This window comes from Halopiger xanaduensis SH-6 (assembly GCF_000217715.1).
GTDB lineage: Archaea > Halobacteriota > Halobacteria > Halobacteriales > Natrialbaceae > Halopiger > Halopiger xanaduensis.
The window spans coordinates 3,011,806-3,026,525 of the sequence record NC_015666.1 but is presented as its reverse complement, the minus strand read 5'-3'; the positions used below and the strand labels follow the sequence as shown (position 1 = coordinate 3,026,525).

21 protein-coding genes and 1 pseudogene are annotated in these 14,720 nt (G+C 67.0%); 10 read left to right on the top strand and 12 right to left on the bottom strand.

The window, feature by feature from the left end; genetic code table 11:
• Positions 1 to 180 precede the first annotated feature (180 nt).
• Complete coding sequence (locus tag HALXA_RS14840) at positions 181 to 486, bottom strand: hypothetical protein (RefSeq protein ID WP_013881201.1); 306 nt, start codon at positions 484 to 486, stop codon at positions 181 to 183.
• Positions 487 to 815: 329 nt separating this feature from the next.
• Between HALXA_RS14840 and HALXA_RS14835 the strand changes: the two genes are divergently transcribed.
• The 3 genes from HALXA_RS14835 to HALXA_RS14825 all read left to right on the top strand — a co-directional run bounded on the left by HALXA_RS14835 (position 816) and on the right by HALXA_RS14825 (position 3,155).
• Positions 816 to 2,180, top strand: coding sequence for an adenylosuccinate synthase (locus HALXA_RS14835; protein ID WP_013881200.1), 1,365 nt, complete (start codon positions 816 to 818; stop codon positions 2,178 to 2,180).
• A gap of 122 nt (positions 2,181 to 2,302) precedes the next feature.
• The gene (locus HALXA_RS14830; protein ID WP_013881199.1) at positions 2,303 to 2,503 is read left to right on the top strand and encodes a methytransferase partner Trm112; all 201 of its coding nucleotides are present in this window, start codon (positions 2,303 to 2,305) and stop codon (positions 2,501 to 2,503) included.
• 40 nt (positions 2,504 to 2,543) lie between these two features.
• The gene (locus HALXA_RS14825; protein WP_013881198.1) at positions 2,544 to 3,155 is read left to right on the top strand and encodes a DUF7524 family protein; all 612 of its coding nucleotides are present in this window, start codon (positions 2,544 to 2,546) and stop codon (positions 3,153 to 3,155) included.
• A 3-nt stretch (positions 3,156 to 3,158) separates the two neighbouring features.
• Here HALXA_RS14825 and HALXA_RS14820 read toward each other — a convergent pair whose 3' ends face one another.
• The 3 genes from HALXA_RS14820 to HALXA_RS14810 form a co-directional block, all read right to left on the bottom strand.
• On the bottom strand, positions 3,159 to 4,334 hold the full coding sequence (locus HALXA_RS14820; protein WP_083822848.1) for a DR2241 family protein: 1,176 nt from the start codon (positions 4,332 to 4,334) through the stop codon (positions 3,159 to 3,161).
• Entirely contained in the window at positions 4,331 to 5,263 is a 933-nt protein-coding gene (locus tag HALXA_RS14815) for a CbiX/SirB N-terminal domain-containing protein (protein ID WP_013881196.1), read from the bottom strand. The genes HALXA_RS14820 and HALXA_RS14815 overlap by 4 nt, the downstream gene beginning before the upstream one ends.
• A gap of 182 nt (positions 5,264 to 5,445) precedes the next feature.
• The gene (locus HALXA_RS14810) at positions 5,446 to 5,928 is read right to left on the bottom strand and encodes a hypothetical protein (RefSeq protein ID WP_013881195.1); all 483 of its coding nucleotides are present in this window, start codon (positions 5,926 to 5,928) and stop codon (positions 5,446 to 5,448) included.
• Between the two features lie 84 nt (positions 5,929 to 6,012).
• On the opposite strand from HALXA_RS14810, the gene HALXA_RS14805 reads away from it, so the two are divergent.
• Positions 6,013 to 6,396 carry a hypothetical protein gene (locus HALXA_RS14805; protein WP_013881194.1) on the top strand — a complete coding sequence of 128 codons (384 nt, stop codon included), beginning with the start codon at positions 6,013 to 6,015 and terminating at the stop codon, positions 6,394 to 6,396.
• Between the two features lie 54 nt (positions 6,397 to 6,450).
• Here the strand turns inward: HALXA_RS14805 and HALXA_RS14800 are convergent, their stop codons facing one another.
• Positions 6,451 to 6,810: a BsuPI-related putative proteinase inhibitor gene (locus HALXA_RS14800; protein ID WP_013881193.1), complete on the bottom strand. Its 360-nt coding sequence runs from the start codon at positions 6,808 to 6,810 to the stop codon at positions 6,451 to 6,453.
• 417 nt (positions 6,811 to 7,227) lie between these two features.
• Here HALXA_RS14800 and HALXA_RS14795 point away from each other — a divergent pair, with 417 nt between their 5' ends.
• The 3 genes from HALXA_RS14795 (at position 7,228) to HALXA_RS22185 (ending at position 8,574) form a co-directional block, all read left to right on the top strand.
• Positions 7,228 to 7,989: a DUF2797 domain-containing protein gene (locus tag HALXA_RS14795; protein WP_013881192.1), complete on the top strand. Its 762-nt coding sequence runs from the start codon at positions 7,228 to 7,230 to the stop codon at positions 7,987 to 7,989.
• 102 nt (positions 7,990 to 8,091) lie between these two features.
• Positions 8,092 to 8,397, top strand: coding sequence for a hypothetical protein (locus tag HALXA_RS14790; RefSeq protein ID WP_013881191.1), 306 nt, complete (start codon positions 8,092 to 8,094; stop codon positions 8,395 to 8,397).
• A 9-nt stretch (positions 8,398 to 8,406) separates the two neighbouring features.
• Positions 8,407 to 8,574 (top strand): hypothetical protein, encoded by a 168-nt coding sequence (locus HALXA_RS22185; RefSeq protein WP_013881190.1) that lies wholly within the window; start codon positions 8,407 to 8,409, stop codon positions 8,572 to 8,574.
• 5 nt (positions 8,575 to 8,579) lie between these two features.
• Here HALXA_RS22185 and HALXA_RS14785 read toward each other — a convergent pair whose 3' ends face one another.
• Together HALXA_RS14785 and HALXA_RS21720 are read right to left on the bottom strand one after the other, a co-directional pair.
• Positions 8,580 to 8,987, bottom strand: coding sequence for a hypothetical protein (locus HALXA_RS14785; RefSeq protein ID WP_013881189.1), 408 nt, complete (start codon positions 8,985 to 8,987; stop codon positions 8,580 to 8,582).
• 42 nt (positions 8,988 to 9,029) lie between these two features.
• Positions 9,030 to 9,116 (bottom strand): annotated as a pseudogene (locus HALXA_RS21720) (KEOPS complex subunit Pcc1); the annotation flags it as partial.
• 104 nt (positions 9,117 to 9,220) lie between these two features.
• On the opposite strand from HALXA_RS21720, the gene HALXA_RS14780 reads away from it, so the two are divergent.
• Entirely contained in the window at positions 9,221 to 10,585 is a 1,365-nt protein-coding gene (locus HALXA_RS14780) for a serine hydrolase (protein WP_013881188.1), read from the top strand.
• Between the two features lies 1 nt (position 10,586).
• Here the strand turns inward: HALXA_RS14780 and HALXA_RS14775 are convergent, their stop codons facing one another.
• The 5 genes from HALXA_RS14775 to HALXA_RS14755 all read right to left on the bottom strand — a co-directional run bounded on the left by HALXA_RS14775 (position 10,587) and on the right by HALXA_RS14755 (position 12,472).
• Positions 10,587 to 10,841, bottom strand: a complete 255-nt coding sequence (locus HALXA_RS14775; RefSeq protein WP_013881187.1) for a KEOPS complex subunit Pcc1 — start codon at positions 10,839 to 10,841, stop codon at positions 10,587 to 10,589.
• 19 nt (positions 10,842 to 10,860) lie between these two features.
• Positions 10,861 to 10,995, bottom strand: coding sequence for a DNA-directed RNA polymerase subunit P (locus HALXA_RS14770; RefSeq protein ID WP_006181151.1), 135 nt, complete (start codon positions 10,993 to 10,995; stop codon positions 10,861 to 10,863).
• Positions 10,996 to 11,022: 27 nt separating this feature from the next.
• Positions 11,023 to 11,283, bottom strand: coding sequence for a hypothetical protein (locus HALXA_RS14765; RefSeq protein ID WP_013881186.1), 261 nt, complete (start codon positions 11,281 to 11,283; stop codon positions 11,023 to 11,025).
• 96 nt (positions 11,284 to 11,379) lie between these two features.
• Positions 11,380 to 11,580 carry a hypothetical protein gene (locus tag HALXA_RS14760; RefSeq protein ID WP_013881185.1) on the bottom strand — a complete coding sequence of 67 codons (201 nt, stop codon included), beginning with the start codon at positions 11,578 to 11,580 and terminating at the stop codon, positions 11,380 to 11,382.
• A 106-nt stretch (positions 11,581 to 11,686) separates the two neighbouring features.
• Positions 11,687 to 12,472 carry a DUF2103 domain-containing protein gene (locus HALXA_RS14755; RefSeq protein WP_013881184.1) on the bottom strand — a complete coding sequence of 262 codons (786 nt, stop codon included), beginning with the start codon at positions 12,470 to 12,472 and terminating at the stop codon, positions 11,687 to 11,689.
• 140 nt (positions 12,473 to 12,612) lie between these two features.
• Between HALXA_RS14755 and HALXA_RS14750 the strand changes: the two genes are divergently transcribed.
• Entirely contained in the window at positions 12,613 to 13,008 is a 396-nt protein-coding gene (locus HALXA_RS14750) for an FxLYD domain-containing protein (RefSeq protein WP_013881183.1), read from the top strand.
• Between the two features lie 132 nt (positions 13,009 to 13,140).
• A complete protein-coding gene (locus HALXA_RS14745) occupies positions 13,141 to 14,661 on the top strand; it encodes a flippase (RefSeq protein ID WP_013881182.1) in 1,521 nt (506 codons plus the stop codon).
• Positions 14,662 to 14,720: the final 59 nt, after the last annotated feature.

The window sequence follows — 14,720 nt, the reverse complement described above, 5'->3', positions numbered from 1 at the left end:
GAGGTATCTCGAGTGTGAGAACCAGCAAACGGAGAGTCACAGTCGCTGCGAATAGCGAGCGGGAGTCGGAGAAGAGATCGCGAACGCACTGCGTCGGTCGCACCCGTTTCGCCTATCGGTATACCGGTCGTTGCAGCGGTCGCGATGATCGATCGGTGCGAACCCGCGGCGATCGAACAGTTAGCCTTCGATCTCGGCGACGTCTTCGATCTTCATCCCGTCGAGCTTGTCGATGATGTCGTCGAGCTTGTCGTCGAGTTCGTCGACGAATTCGACGGTGCGCTCGGTCTTGATCGCACCCTGGCTCGAGGGCTCGATGAGGTTTTCTTCCTCGAGAACGCGCAGCGAGTAGCGAACCTTGTGGTGAGGATAGCCGGTCTCGTTGGACATCTTGACGATGCCGATCGGCTCGTTTTCGATGACCATCTTCAGGACCTGCAGATGACGTTCCAGCATATCGACTTCCTTCTCAAGTCGGTCTATCATGGCATTTGTTAACTTGTCTTTGGGGCCTTTAAAGGTTACCCTCGAGCGCTGAACAGTTTACTCAACGTTTTGATTACTATTGGGAGTAGTTAACGATTCCGTTCCGATTCGGCCGCGATGCTGCCGACAGTCCGACGAACGGTGTCTCGCCGCTGAAACCCTATAGACTCGTCGGTCGGGCCGCCTGCGCCGCGGCGCCTCGCTCGCAACATCGGTGGGCGATACTTCCATGGGTGACGATATCAACGCTCGCACACTCGAGTTGCGCCCCTGAATCCGCCGGCAATACCGTAATCTGTTTATCGGCCGGGCAAGAACCCGCCGCTGTTATGACCGTCACAATCGTCGGGTCGCAACTCGGCGACGAAGGCAAGGGTGGCGTCGTCGATCTGTACGGCGACGCCGCCGATGTCGTCGCCCGCTATCAGGGCGGCGACAACGCTGGACACACCGTCGTCCACGACGGCGAGACGTACAAGCTATCGCTCGTCCCCTCCGGGGCCGTCCGGGGGAAGATCGGCGTCCTCGGCAACGGCTGCGTCGTCAACCCCGAGACGCTGTTCGGGGAGATCGACACGCTCCGCGAGCGCGGCCTCAAGCCCGACGTCCGCGTCGCCGAGCGCGCACATGTCATTCTCCCCTACCACCGCGCGCTCGACGGCATCGAAGAGAACGAGAAGGAAGACCTCGCGGCCGGCACCACGGGCCGGGGCATCGGCCCCACCTACGAGGACAAGGCCGGCCGCCGCGGCGTCCGCGTCGGCGACCTGCTCGACCCCGACACGCTCCGAGAACGGCTCGAGTACGTCGTGCCGCAGAAGAAGGCTCTCGCCGAGGACGTCTTCGGCAAGGAGACCGGCGAGGAGTTCGACGTCGATCACCTCTTCGAGACCTACCGCGAGTACGGCGAGCGCCTGGCCGAGGAGAACATGACCGTCGACTGCGGCACCTTCCTGCAGGAGCGTATCGACGCCGGCGACAACGTCATGCTCGAGGGCGCGCAGGGTACCTCGATCGACATCGACCACGGCATCTACCCCTACGTGACCTCCTCGAACCCGACCGCGGGCGGCGCCAGCGTCGGCACCGGCCTCGGCCCGACGGTCGTCGGCGACGGCGAGGTCATCGGCATCGTCAAGGCCTACCTCTCGCGGGTCGGCACCGGCCCGCTACCGACCGAACTCGGCGGCGTCGAGGGCCAGACCCCCGACTACGACGCCGACGAGGGCGCGGGCGACGAGGAGGAGGAACTCGCGACCTACATCCGCGACGAGGGCGGCGAGTACGGCACCGTCACCGGCCGTCCGCGCCGCGTCGGCTGGCTCGACATGCCAATGTTGCGCCACGCGGCCCGCGCGAACGGCTTTACCGGCCTCGCGATCAACCACATCGACGTGCTCGCCGGCTTAGACGAGGTAAAGGTCGGCCACAGCTACGAACTCGACGGCGAGGAGGTATTCACGATGCCGCCGACCACCGAGAAGTGGGGCGACTGCGAGGCGACCCTCCGAACGTTCGACGGCTGGGACGAGGTCGACTGGGAAGCGGTCGCCGAGGACGGCTACGACGCCATCCCCGAGAACGCCCGGACCTACCTCGAGTACGTCAGCGACGAGCTCGACGCGCCGATCTACGCGGTCGGCGTCGGTCCCGGCCGCGAGGAGACCGTCGTCGTCGAAGACCCGTACGAGTAATCGGCGCGGCGTTTCGCGCTGAGCGCTTGCGCTCCCGCACCGCTCGTCCGCGTCGACGCGGAAGCGCGAAAGCGCGGGCTCGTTCCCGAAACCTTTTGCTGGATGCGGCCAGCCTACGTACTATGAAGGAGTCCTTGCTGGATATTCTCCGCTGTCCGCTCGACAAACACGAGCTCGAACTCGAGGACGCCGAGTACGGCGACGACGGCGAGGAAGTCGTCGGCGGCGACCTCGTCTGTACCGAGTGCGGCGAACGATATCCCGTCGACGACGGCATCCCGAACCTGCTCCCGCCGGACATGCGGGAGGAGACGCCCGCCTGAACCGGTCGACTAACTCCATCCCCGTGCGCGCACCGTAATCGTGTCCCGAACCGAGGTCACCGTCCACGTCAACCGCGAGTCGCCCGATACGCTCGAGGCAGCGACGACTACGGTGTCGACTCGCGGCTCGTTCGTCCTCGCGTTACGGGGCCACGAATCGCCCGCGCACGTCCACTGTCGGCTCGCCGACGCCGACACCGACGCGTCCTTTTCCCGGCACGTCTCGCTCGATCAGTCGAACTACTACGTCGAAGCGGGCGAGACGATCGAGGTTCCGGTCGGTGTCGACGCCGAAGCGATCGACGATCCCGTCACGGGTCGACTCGAGGTCGTAACCGGCTACGGTTCCGAATCGGTGACGATCGACGTCACCGTCAAACCGAAGCCGGCCGCGGTCGACGTCGACGAGTCGCTCTCCAAACCGCCGTCGCGGGATCAGTCGGCCGATCAAACAGCCGCCGAGAAGGTACTGCAGCGGCTGTTCGGCGCGAGCGGCCTCGATACGGGGACGCTCGCCGTGCTCGCGCTGGGGCTGGTCGCGCTCGCCATCGCGACGGCGACGGCCGCGACGATCGGCGGACTCGCTGCGATGTTCGGGTTCATCGTCGTCGCCGGCGGCGTCGTCATCGCACTCGCGTTGCTGCTGTGGTAATCCTTACTCAGTCTCTGCGGACCGCTCTCGAATCTCGAGCGATCCGTCCTCGTCGAACCGCTTGGCCCGCAGGTACCGCGCCCGGTAGCGGTTCGCGCCGTCGGCGACGTCGGCCTCGCGGATCTCGTCGGTCCGGTCCTCCGCAACGGCGTCGATCAACTCCTCGAGCTGGTTGCGCTCGCTCGGCGTGAGCTCGAGTTCGTAGGTCCGCTCCTGTTCGGACTCGAGGATGGTCCACTGGCGCGCGGCGGCGACGACCAGCGAGCAGGGCTCCCGACAGGGAAACGGCCCGTCGCCGCCCGGGGGCTCGAGGTCGTCGCCCGCCTCGTACTCCCACTTGCGGCGGCGGAGACACTGGGAGTCGACGCAGCAGGCTTCGGCCACCCAGTCGACGGCTTCGCGGGGCAGTTCGTCGAGAACGTCGTAGATCCCCGTCTGTCGCTCGGCGGTCTCGCGCCAGTGGTCGACGTCCAGGTTCCCCCGCAGTTCGCGGTGCCAGTTGGCGACGGTCGCCGGGTAGAAGAACTCGACCGCCTCGACGAGTTCCGCCCCGGAGAGGCCGGTGAAGGCCCACCCCGATAGCAGCGTCGGCGCGGTCTTCAGCGGCCGGTAGCGGCCGTCCTCGTCGTCGGTCGCGAGTTCGCGAGCGTCGCGAGGGTCGTCGTAGACCTCGAGATCGGCCAGATCCGCGCCGGCGTCGTCGACGTGCCAGAGGTCGTAGACGCGCTCGCCGTCGGGGTTTGCGACGTCGACGAACCGGGCGGTGATCGAAAGCTGTCCCCACTCGCGATCGATGCCGTCCCGCAGCGCCTCGTACCGTTCGGGGACGGCGAGCGGGTCGTCGGTCGGCTCTCGAGCGCCGTCCTCGGCGATCGGGGCCCGTTCGCACCACCGGAGGAAGGCTCGGCGGTAGGTTCCCTCGCCGCCGACCGACCGCTGCCAGTAGCGCCAGTTGGTCGCGTACTCCGCGACCGTCTCGAGGACCGTCGGGAGGTCGTCCGCCTCAACTCGGCGCGGGTCAATTTCGGGCGTCTCGAGGACGTAGGCGTCGCCGTCGCGCTCTCGCTCGAGGGAGAGGCCGTCGAACTCGACGCCGCCGTCCCCTCTCTCACCCTCGTCGTCCTCGAGCGCCGCGATCAGCGCGTCGACGGCGTCGGTCGTCGCGTCCGCCACGGTCAGTCACCCGCGCCGGCGCCGGTTCCTGCTCCCGCGTCGGTTCCAGACTCGCGTTCGCGGCCGTCGGTCCCGGTCGCGACCCGTTCGTTCGCCCGGACGGTCTCGAGAGCGTCACCAAGGTCTGCGCCGGCATCCGCCGCGCGCTCGAGGATGACGTCGGCCATCAGCCCCTCGGTGCCGACGGCGCCGGCGTACCAGATGCGATGGCCGTCGACTTCCGCGGGAACGTCCCAGCCGAGCCGGTAGTCCTCGGTCAGCCCCATGTCCTCGGGGATGTCCTCCTGGGTGTGGTAGCCGTCCGCGATGAACAGCGGGACGACGACGATATCCTCGCTCTCGAAGTACTCCGTGACGTCGTCGACCTCTGGCTCCTCGTCCATGAACAGCGCCTCCACCTCGTCGAAGCGATCCCGCTCGCGGATGCGCTCGGTGTGGTACTCGACGGCCTTCGCGGAGTTTTCGTTGCGCTCGGTGCCGTGGCCGACGACCGCGAGGCCGACCCCCTCCCCCACGTCGGGGTCCTCGGTCACGGTTTCGGCGCGCTGGACGATCACGTCCGTCATCGCGTCGTGGGTGCCGACCGGGCCGCAGTAGTGGACCGTCTTGTCGACGTCGGTCGCCTCGAGCGTGACCTGCGAGGCGCTCGTGCCGTCGGAGTCCCACTTTTCGGGGTGCCACTCCTCGAGTCGAAGCTCTCGAGGAATGACCTGCTCGGTGAAGTAGCCCTCGCTGATAAAGAGCGGAACGACGAAAACCTCGTCGGACTCGAGGGTGCGAATCACCTCGCGGAAGTGCGGTTCCTCCTTCCAGAACGCCTCGCGGACCTCGTCGAACGCGCCCGTCTCGCGGACGCGGTCCGCGTGGGCGTAGGTGGGGTCCGAGGCGTCCGGATTGAGGTGAGAGCCGTGCGCCGCGATGACCAGCGCTTGCATACCCGCCCGTTGGGTTGGCGACAGTTTATACCCACCGCCAACGGCGAAGATATCGTCCGCAGTTCCGAAAATCGCTTTCCGGATTGAGAACTCGAGGTATCGATTCGACAGCGACGCAGCGGGAGACCGTTCGGCGTCGGTCGCGGCCCCGAGCGACGACGAGGGACCGACCGGACGATCCGTTATCGACGGGAGCAGGCGGCTCCGTTCGTCGGAGACCCGCTCGTCTCGATCCACCACGAATCGCTACACCAGGGGACGAGTCTGACCCACTGTGTGGCCGTGCTATCGCGGACGTAGTGTCCGGAAGCGATGCCCGAGTGCTCGTACCCGTCGTGGCGATAGGGGTTGAAAACTGGAAGCTCCGCCATCGCATCGTACACCTCCCCGAACTCGCGTCGGGATACCTCGACGCGCTCGTCGTCACGTCGAAGCGCCGTCTGCAGCGGTTCAAAGTCGGCGATCGACTCGTCGTCGCGGGGCGTGACGAACTCGTCGGGCAGCGACCGGGCTTCCGCCTCGTCCTCGAGAAGTGGGTCGATCGGAGTCGCTTCGACGTATCCGCCGAAGAACCCGGGCCAGCGGGGCCGATCCGAAAATGCCGCGCCGCCGAGCGCCAGGCCGCCGAGCACCTCGAGGACGGATCGCCGGGCCGGTCGTTCCATCACTGGTCAACTATCTCACCGGTTCGATATTAATTTCGGTTTCGATCCGGGTACATTCATTTACCGGCCGGACGAACGGCCGCTATGGACGACGACTCGCGGCCCTCCCCCTCGCACGGCGTCATCGGCGTCGCTCTGCTCACGGTGGGATACAGCCTCTATCGGCTGATTACGGGCGTCTATTCCCCCGTCGGCAAACCGGGGTTCGTCGCCGGCATGGGCGGGATCCTCGTCGCGTACCTCCTCGTTCGCGGCCGCTTGGCGGGCTGGATCGGTGCGCTCGTGCTGTACGCGCTCCTGCTCGGCGACCGACTCCTCGGAGTGGCCGTCTTCGGTCCCGAGGGAGTTCCGACCGTCGTCGTCCCGGTCGCCGTTCTCGCGTACCTGCTGTTCGCTCGCGATCAGTTTCGGGTCCCGCCGACGGACGATACGGCGGCCGACGGGGACGTTCCGTCGAACGCCGACTAGACGAACCGATCGGCCGACGGCTCACCGCTGATGCCCGCCGTTGGTCCGTACTCGTCAGTCAGGCACGATGAACTCGGTTCGGGCCTCGCAGGACGCCTCCTGCGCGCGCAACTCGGCGACGGCGGTGTACTCGCCCGGCCGCGGACGTTCCCACTCGCCGTCGTAGGTCGTCGACTCCTCGGGGGCGAGCCGCTCGGCGCTTAGCATCTGCATGAACGCCCGTCCCTCGGTGAACCGCCAGACCTCACGGTCCTCGTCCTGCACGACGAACTCGGCCTTGGCCGCGTCCGAGAACTGCAACTCGAGCGGCTCCGCGCCCGTATTCGTCACGGTAAACCTGAACGCGACCGCCGGCGATCCCGTCCCGTCCCCGTCCGTCGATACCCGCGCCTCGAGCGATCCCTCGAGCGTCATGGCGGGACGTTCGCCGGTCGGACGTATAACCGTTCGCCGGCACAGGCGGTCGTGAGGAGCCCGCGACGGGAGCGACAGTGACGCGTGGGAATAACAAGCACACCAGTTATATGGGTCGGCCGCGGACGACTGAACGTCACCGGACGATAGCAAGCCCGGTGAACGGCTGGTCGACGCATCGCGTGCGAGCCACCCGCGACGAGACGGGCCGCGCCTCCGCCGGATCGGGATCGTGCTACGTGCGGAGCCGAGCCACCATTCGCGCGGCCCGTTTCAGCGAACAGCGAGCCCCGCGCGACGACGGGGTCGGTTTCCACCGTTCCCGTCCCCGTCCTTGTTTCGGATTCCGGAATCGCGGAGAGTCGCCTACACCGCCGATCCCGGTACAGCTATCCGTTTTCGTTACCAACTCGGACCGTGCAACTGGTGGGTTACGAGCCGAGCGGTCGCGGGTCCGCACTGTTGCTGGCCGACGAGAGCGGCGCGATCGAACGCCGCGAACTCGAGTCCGGCGACGCCCTCTCGTACGCGCTCGGAGAGCGACGCTGCGCCGGCACGATCGACGACGGCGAGCACGTCGCCTGCGACCGCCCGGCGGCGCCGTACTGCGAATATCACACCAGCACGTGGGTCTGCGCCCGCTGTACCGGCACCTGCCTCAAGGACGAAATGGACTGCTACGAGGAGCACGCGGTCTACATCGCCGCGTTCGCCCCGGACACGTTCAAGGTCGGCGTCACCAAATCGCGGCGCCTCGAGACCCGCCTCCGCGAGCAGGGGGCCGACCGCGCGGCCCACGTCCACACCGTCTCGAACGGCCGCATCGCCCGCGAAATCGAGGCCGAGATCGCCCGGCGGCTGACGGACCGCGTCCGCACCGGGCCGAAGATCGCCTCGCTCGCGGCGACCGTCGATCAAGCGGCCTGGGAACGAACGCTCGAGTCCCTCAAGACCGACGTCATCGACCGCTTTTCGTTCGACTACGGGCTCGAACTCCGGGGCCGACCCGTTCGCGAGACGATCGCGTCCGGGACGGTCGTCGGCGTGAAGGGTCGGCTGCTCGTCCTCGAGAACGGCGGGACGACCTACGCCGTCGACATGCGCGATCTGGTCGGCTACGAGCTCGAGGAGGGAGCGACCGATCGAAGCCTGCAGTCGTCGCTGGGATCGTTCAGTTAGACTGCCGCGGCCCGCGGTCGTAACGCCGACCCGGTTTCGACGACGACCGGAAATCGCCGCCGGTCGACTAGTTCTTCGGACCACCACCTCGTACGCCCGGGCGTGTCGCTCGGCAGCGACCGCGTCCGTCGATACCTCGCCAGCGGGTGCGTCTCCGGACTCGGCGCGATACTCTTGCTCGTCCCCCTGTACGACATCTGGGACGACCGTCGGAACCTCTCGTGGGAGCTGACGTGGACGCTCCTCGAGAACAGTGCGCTGCTCGTGCTCGCGTTCGGCCTCGTCCTCGCGGGCGCGTGGCTCGTCCGCCTGAACTGGGAGACCGACTACGTCGTGACGGTCGCGAAGTGGTACCTGCTGGTCGGCGGGGCGATCGCGGCGCTGTTCCTGTGGGTCGTCCTGATCTAACTGCGGGTAATGTCGGAGCCGAAACCGTACGTGCTCGCGCTCAACGGCGTCCTCTTCGGCGTCGTCGCCGCCTTCGGCATCGGCGTCTACCACGCCAACCAGCGACAGTACACCGACGAACTCGAGGCGGGACGGACGGATCGGGGCCTGCAATCGTCGCTGGGATCGGTCGGCTGACTCAATCAGCGCTCGGCGGCCGTCCGGAAGAAGGGCGTCTCGTTACGATAGTACTCGACGACGGTTTGCCGCGGAAGATCCGCCTCCTCCGTTCGATCGTCGAACTCGACGACGACTTCGTACGGTCTGTGAACCTCGACATCCGGGATGAGACCGTCCACGTCTTCGCGTACTTCCTCGAGTTCGAGATGCAGACCGTCCTCGTCGGCAGCTACTCGTCGTGGGAGTGCTTCGGCGTGGGGCGGGGTGTGGATCACGCCGCGAACCAGCACTCGGTAGCCGCCGTCCTCGTACGTGACGTCTGCACCCGTTTCCGGAAGCGGCCAGTCGCTCGCCTCGAAATCGCCGGACTCCCAGTCCCACACGTCCGCACTGTCCGGGCGAGAGTACGACCACGAGCGAATCGTGTCCATGTGTCCGGATTAGACGCCAACAAGATAGTTGTAGGCGACTAACTACGTCGCCGCCTCGCCGATCGCCGCCGTCCGCTCCGCGACGTCGACCAGCGAAAGCCAGGTGTTCAACGCGGCTCGCAGGGCGACGTTGCAGTGTCGATCTCGATTCAAACCGCTGATCCGCCCGTTCGGCGTGCTGCGAATATTGCGCGAAGAAGTGATGTTTCGATGACGAGTGTGTAAGTGGTCGCATGGCACCGGATCAGAACGCAGTTTCGGCGTCGACTCGCACCGAGATCGAGGCGCTCGTCGAGGAGTGGATGGAGTCCGAATCGATTCCGGGCGCCAGCGTCGTCGTCGCGGATCGGGACGGGATCCGCTACGCGAACGGCTTCGGCGTTCGAGACGTCGAATCGGAAGCTCCCGCAACCCCCGATACCCTGTACGCGGTCGCGTCGCTGACGAAGTCCGTCACCGCGATCGCCGTCCTGCAACTGGTCGAACGCGGCGATATCGACCTCGAGGACGAGCTCCGCGAGTACGTCGCCGTCCTGAACGAGGCTCCGGGACCGCCGATCACTGTTCGGGAGTTGTTGGCCCACTCGTCGGGGATGCCGCAGGACTTCGTCGCGCGCCGCCCGGCCATCGACGACGGGCGGAACCTCGACCTGTTCGAACACGTCGACGGCGCGGCGGATCGACGATTGGTCGACGACGATCGGTACATGTACTACAACGGCGGGTACTTCGTCCTCGGCGAACTCGTCGAAGCCGTCGACGGGCGACCGTACGAGGAGTACGTGCGGACCGAGATCTTCGAGCCGCTGGGCATGACCCGATCGACGTACGATCCCGACGCGCTCGCTCGAGCCGACGACGCGATGACCGGCTACACGAGGGCGGACGGCGAGCTCTCGCCGGACGCGTACGACGGCGGCGCCGGGCCGGCCGGCGGGCTGATCAGCCCCGCGCGGGAACTCGCGACGGTGCTTCGCTGCGTACTGAACGACGGGACGGTCGACGGGACGCGGATTCTCGAGCCGGACCTCGTCGAGGCGATGTGCGGTCGTCAATCGCCGTCCCTGCCGACCGTCGACGGGACGTACCGCGGGTACGGGTACGGCTGGGAAGTCCGCGATTTCCTGGACGAGACGCTCGTCTCTCACCTCGGCGGCATCGGCGTTTCCGGGGCCTACATGGGATGTCTTCGGGAGCACGATGTCGCTGTCGCACTGGCGTTCAACACGCACGGTCCGTCGGTGACGGCGGTCGGCGCGGGGATTCTGGCTGCGCTGTGCGGCGAGCGGCCCGAGGACGCCGTCCGGGCGCTCCGAGTGCGCGAGGCGATCGACGCCGTCGCCGGCACCTACGAATCGTATCGCGGCGCGTTGACCGCAACCGTCGAACCGGCGGCCGCCGGAACGATCAGAATCCGCGTCCCGGAGCGAGACGTCGCGTTCACCGCCTCCCCGGACGCCGTCGAGCGCTCGCCGTACTCGTTTTCGGCGGGTACGGGAAGCGGGGTGCGGTGGACCGCGGAGTTTCGCGACCGCGAGACGGAGCCGCAGCTGATCCTTTCGATGGGCAAGTGGACCGCCGTCCTGACGGACCGGTAGCCTACGCCGCCTCGCCGATCGCCGCCGTCCGTTCGGCCACGTCGACCAGCGAAAACCAGGTGTTCAACGCGGCTCGCAGGGCGACGACGTCGGCGGCGTCGATCGCAATCTGCACCGTCGCGCCGTCGCGCTCGAGCGTCGTCTGCGACCGGTCGTCGTCGATCTCGCCGATTTCGCGGGCGACGCTCTCGGCGACGGTGCGAGCGCGAGCGGCGCTCTCGTAGTCGAACTCGAGCGTTGCGTCGTGAGAAGACACGGGCGGAGACGAGACGACGTTACTGGACGTCGACTTCCTTGACGTCGCGACTGCGCTCTTTCAGCAGGACGCGGTGACCGCAGTAGGGACAGCGGACGCCGCCGTATTCGTCGAGCTGGACGTCGCGTTTACATCGGGAGCACTTGTAGCTCATGCGTGAAACTGGAGCGGGGGTGTGCGGTTATTCGTCCTCGGCGAGCGCGGCGCGGATCGAGCGCGTGACGGTGCGGCCGGCGGGGGTCTCCGGACGGTAGGCGCCGCCGGTGAAGACCTCGCCGGTTTCTTCGTTCTTCCAGATGCCGGTTCCAATGCGGGTCACGTCGTCGCCGTCGACCTGCGCGTTCTCCATGTCGTCTTCGATCTCGCTGACGCGGCGTCGTGCGACGCGACCGTAGCGTGCGCCGAAGCGGCCCGCGCTACCAACGCTTCCTTTGTCGGCCATAGTAGGGATATCTATCGCCAGCGGATTCTTAAACCTGTTGAGTCGCATCCGCGCCGGCACGGTAGTGGGACGCTCGGCCCCCGCCCTGGCGAACCCTCATCGCATCCGTTTCGCGACCGGTCCAGTCAGCAGTTCTCGAAAGACGAACGCGAGCGCTGCGAGGTACCCCACCGGTGCGAGGGGTGCTGCGAGCAGTCCCGTCCCCACGCCCGTCACCGCGATCACCGAGCGGAGGACGAGACCGCTGAGCGCGAGCAGCGGAATGGCAGCCAGGACGGCGTCGGGACGCTCGAGCATGGCTAATTATATCTAATTACTCCGGGTCCGTAAAGGCAGGACCTGCCAGCAGAGAGTGTCTCTTCCATCGGCTCGCGACAATACTTGCGCGAACACCGTCACCGAGTCACTGAAATTCCGCCTCGCTGAGGACGTCGTTCAGGTCCTCGCGGATCCGCTCGCCCATCTCGCGGTCGCGAGCGGTCGTCACGACGCGGTTTTCCTGCACGCTCGAGCCGTCTCGGAGAAGCATGCGAACGTTGCCGCCGTCGTCGGCGCGGGTAACCTTCGCGCGCAAACCGGACTGGGACCCCTTCCCGCCGGCGTCGATGGGGCCCGGAATCACCTTCTTGACGTGCGGATGGCCAGCGACGGCCCGGATGGCCTCCATCCCCGTTCGGCCGCCGATGAGCGTCGAGTGGCTGCCGCCGATCTTCTCGATCGGCGGCGTCTCGACGACGTCGAGCGCGCGGTTGCCGCGACGGTCGATGACGGTCTCGACGGGGTTCTCGTCGTCGACGCGGTACAGCGAGTGGTGGATGTCCTCGCGGACCGCGCGAATCACCGCACGCTCGCCGCCGGCGTAGACCTCCTCGGGGCGCTTGCGGCGGATCTCGTCGCCGATCAGCCCCGCGAAGTTCCGGAGTTCGACGGGTTCGTTCTCGCCGTCCTCGGGCGTCGTCGTGATGGTCGTTTTCCCCAAAACTGGATCGTCGTCCGCGCCGTGCCCGTGCCCGTGGCCCTGGCCCCGGCCGTGACCGTCGGCCCCGTCGTCGGACTCGCCGGCCAGCATCGTCAGCGTCGCCCGCTCGCGCCCCGCCTCGAGGACCACCGCCTCGGCGTTTCGCTCCCGGCAGACGAGACAGAAGTCGCCGGGTTTCTCGAGGGGCGAGGCGCAGTGGCGACACTCCATATCGGCGGTTGCCGTCGGAGGTGTAAAACGACCCCGTTTCGGCGCCGGTCGGGAGCGGGCGGTCGACTCGAGCGCGTGCTGTCCGTCCCCTGCCACGTCTTCCCGAATCCTCAAGGCTCGTCCCGTCGTACGACGGACCGATGCACCGTCGCTCGTTCCTCGCGGCCCCGGTCGGGCTCCTCGCGCTCGCGGGCGGCTGCCTCGAGTTCGTCGAGAACGACGGCGAAGAGATCACCGATCCGGGCGACGTCGAGGTCGTCTGGTCGGACCTCGTCCGGGACGATCCCGGGACGGAGGACGAGCGCGTTACGGTCTGGGGAATCGTCAGGAACGTCGGGGACCGGACGCTGAGCTACGTCGAACTCCGGGCGACGTTCTTCGACGCCGAGGGCGAGGAACTCGAGAGCGTCATCGAGAACGTCGACGCGGACGTCTCCGCCGACGAGGAGTGGCCGTTCGAGGTCGAGTATCCGCACTTCGGCGAGGCCGCCGCCGAAGTCGAAACGTACGAACTCGAGCCGGCGACCGGCGTCTGAGGCGGTGATGTTGATCGTGCTCCCAACCGTGATCACCGCCGTCGCAACCCGGACGCGGCGTCCCCTGTCGTCCCGCCGTGAACCGGGCGGCCACAGCCGACGGAGCGAACGCATCGCGTACGACCTGCGGACATGAGCGAGCACGACGAGGGACACGACGAAGGCGTCACGACGCTCGCGAAACAGGGGAGCATCACGTTCGTCGGCAACGTCATCAACGGCGCGTTCGGGTTCGCGATCGTCATGCTGATGACCCGGTTCGTCAGCCCGTCGGTGTACGGGCTGTGGGTCCTGTCGACGTCGGTGATCCTGTTCGCCCAGGTCTTCGGCAACCTGGGACTCCCGCTGGCGATCGACTACTTCGTGCCGCAGTATCTGGACGACGGCGAGCGCGGGAAGGCGAAGGGCGTCATCCTCCAGGTGACCGCGACCGTCCTCGTCACGTCGTCGCTGGTCGCGTTCGCGCTCGCAGCGGGATCGCGGGTCGTCGGTGACTTCTTCCAGGAGCCGGCGATGCGGATCGCGCTCCTGTTGCTCTCGGTGACGATCCCGATGCTGGCGATCTACAACGTCCTGCTGACCTCCTACTACAGCATCAAGAAGCTCCAGTACCGGGTCGTCATGCGGGATCTGGTCCGGCCGACGGTCCGGTTCGCCGTCACCGCGGGGCTCCTGCTGTCGGGATTCGGACTGCTGGGGCTGATCGGCGGCTACGTCGTCGGGCTCTTCGTCGCGATCGCGGTCGGGACGGCGCTGTTCGTCTACAAAGCCTGGGACCTGCTGACGACGACTACCGAACTCGTCGCGGCGAAGCCGCTCGTGACGTACTCGGTGCCGCTGGCGATGACCAGCGTCGTCTTCGTGTTGATGGGCCAGGTCGATTACTTCGTCGTCGGCTACTTCTTGAATTCCGACGACGTCGGCATCTACCGGGTCGGCTACATGCTCGGCTCCGGGCTGATGATCATCTTCAACTCGCTGTCGCCGGTGTTCAAGCCGCTGATCGCCGAAACCAGGGAGAACGTCGACCTGGTCGAACAGCGGTTCCGGATCATGGCCCGCTGGATCGTCGGGATCACCCTCCCGATCGCGATCGTCCTCTCGCTGGGCGCGGACTCGTACCTCGCCGTCCTCTACACGCCCCAGTACGCGGCGGCGAGCCTCGTCGTCATCCTGCTCTGTGGCGCCTTCCTGTTCAACGTCACCTTCGGCGGTCCCGACGGCTCCCTGCTGCAAGGGATGGGCTACTCCCGGTTCGTCTTCGCCAATACGCTCGTGCTCTTCGGCGCGAACTTCCTCGTCTCGGCGGCGCTCGTCCCGCTCGTCGGCATCGAGGGCGCCGCGATCGGCTCGGCGACGGCGCTCGTGCTCGTCGGCTGCCTCTCGCTCGCCGAGATCTACTACCTCGACGGCATCCATCCGTTCACCAGGGACTTCGCCAAGGTCGTCGCCGCCGGCGTCCCGGCGACCGTCGCGGGCGCGCCGATCGTCGTCTTCCTCGAGTCGGACGCGCTGATCGTCGGTCTCCTGCCGGTCGCGGTGATCGGCACCTACCTGGGAACGCTGATCGCGACCGACGCCTTCACCGACGAGGACGTCCGGATGGCCGCCGAGTTCAGCCCGACCCTCGAGAGGTGGCTGCCGGTCGGGTAGAGGACGCTGCGATCCGTCTCGAGTGCAACGAATACGCACCACTTCCGTTGAGGCCGAAC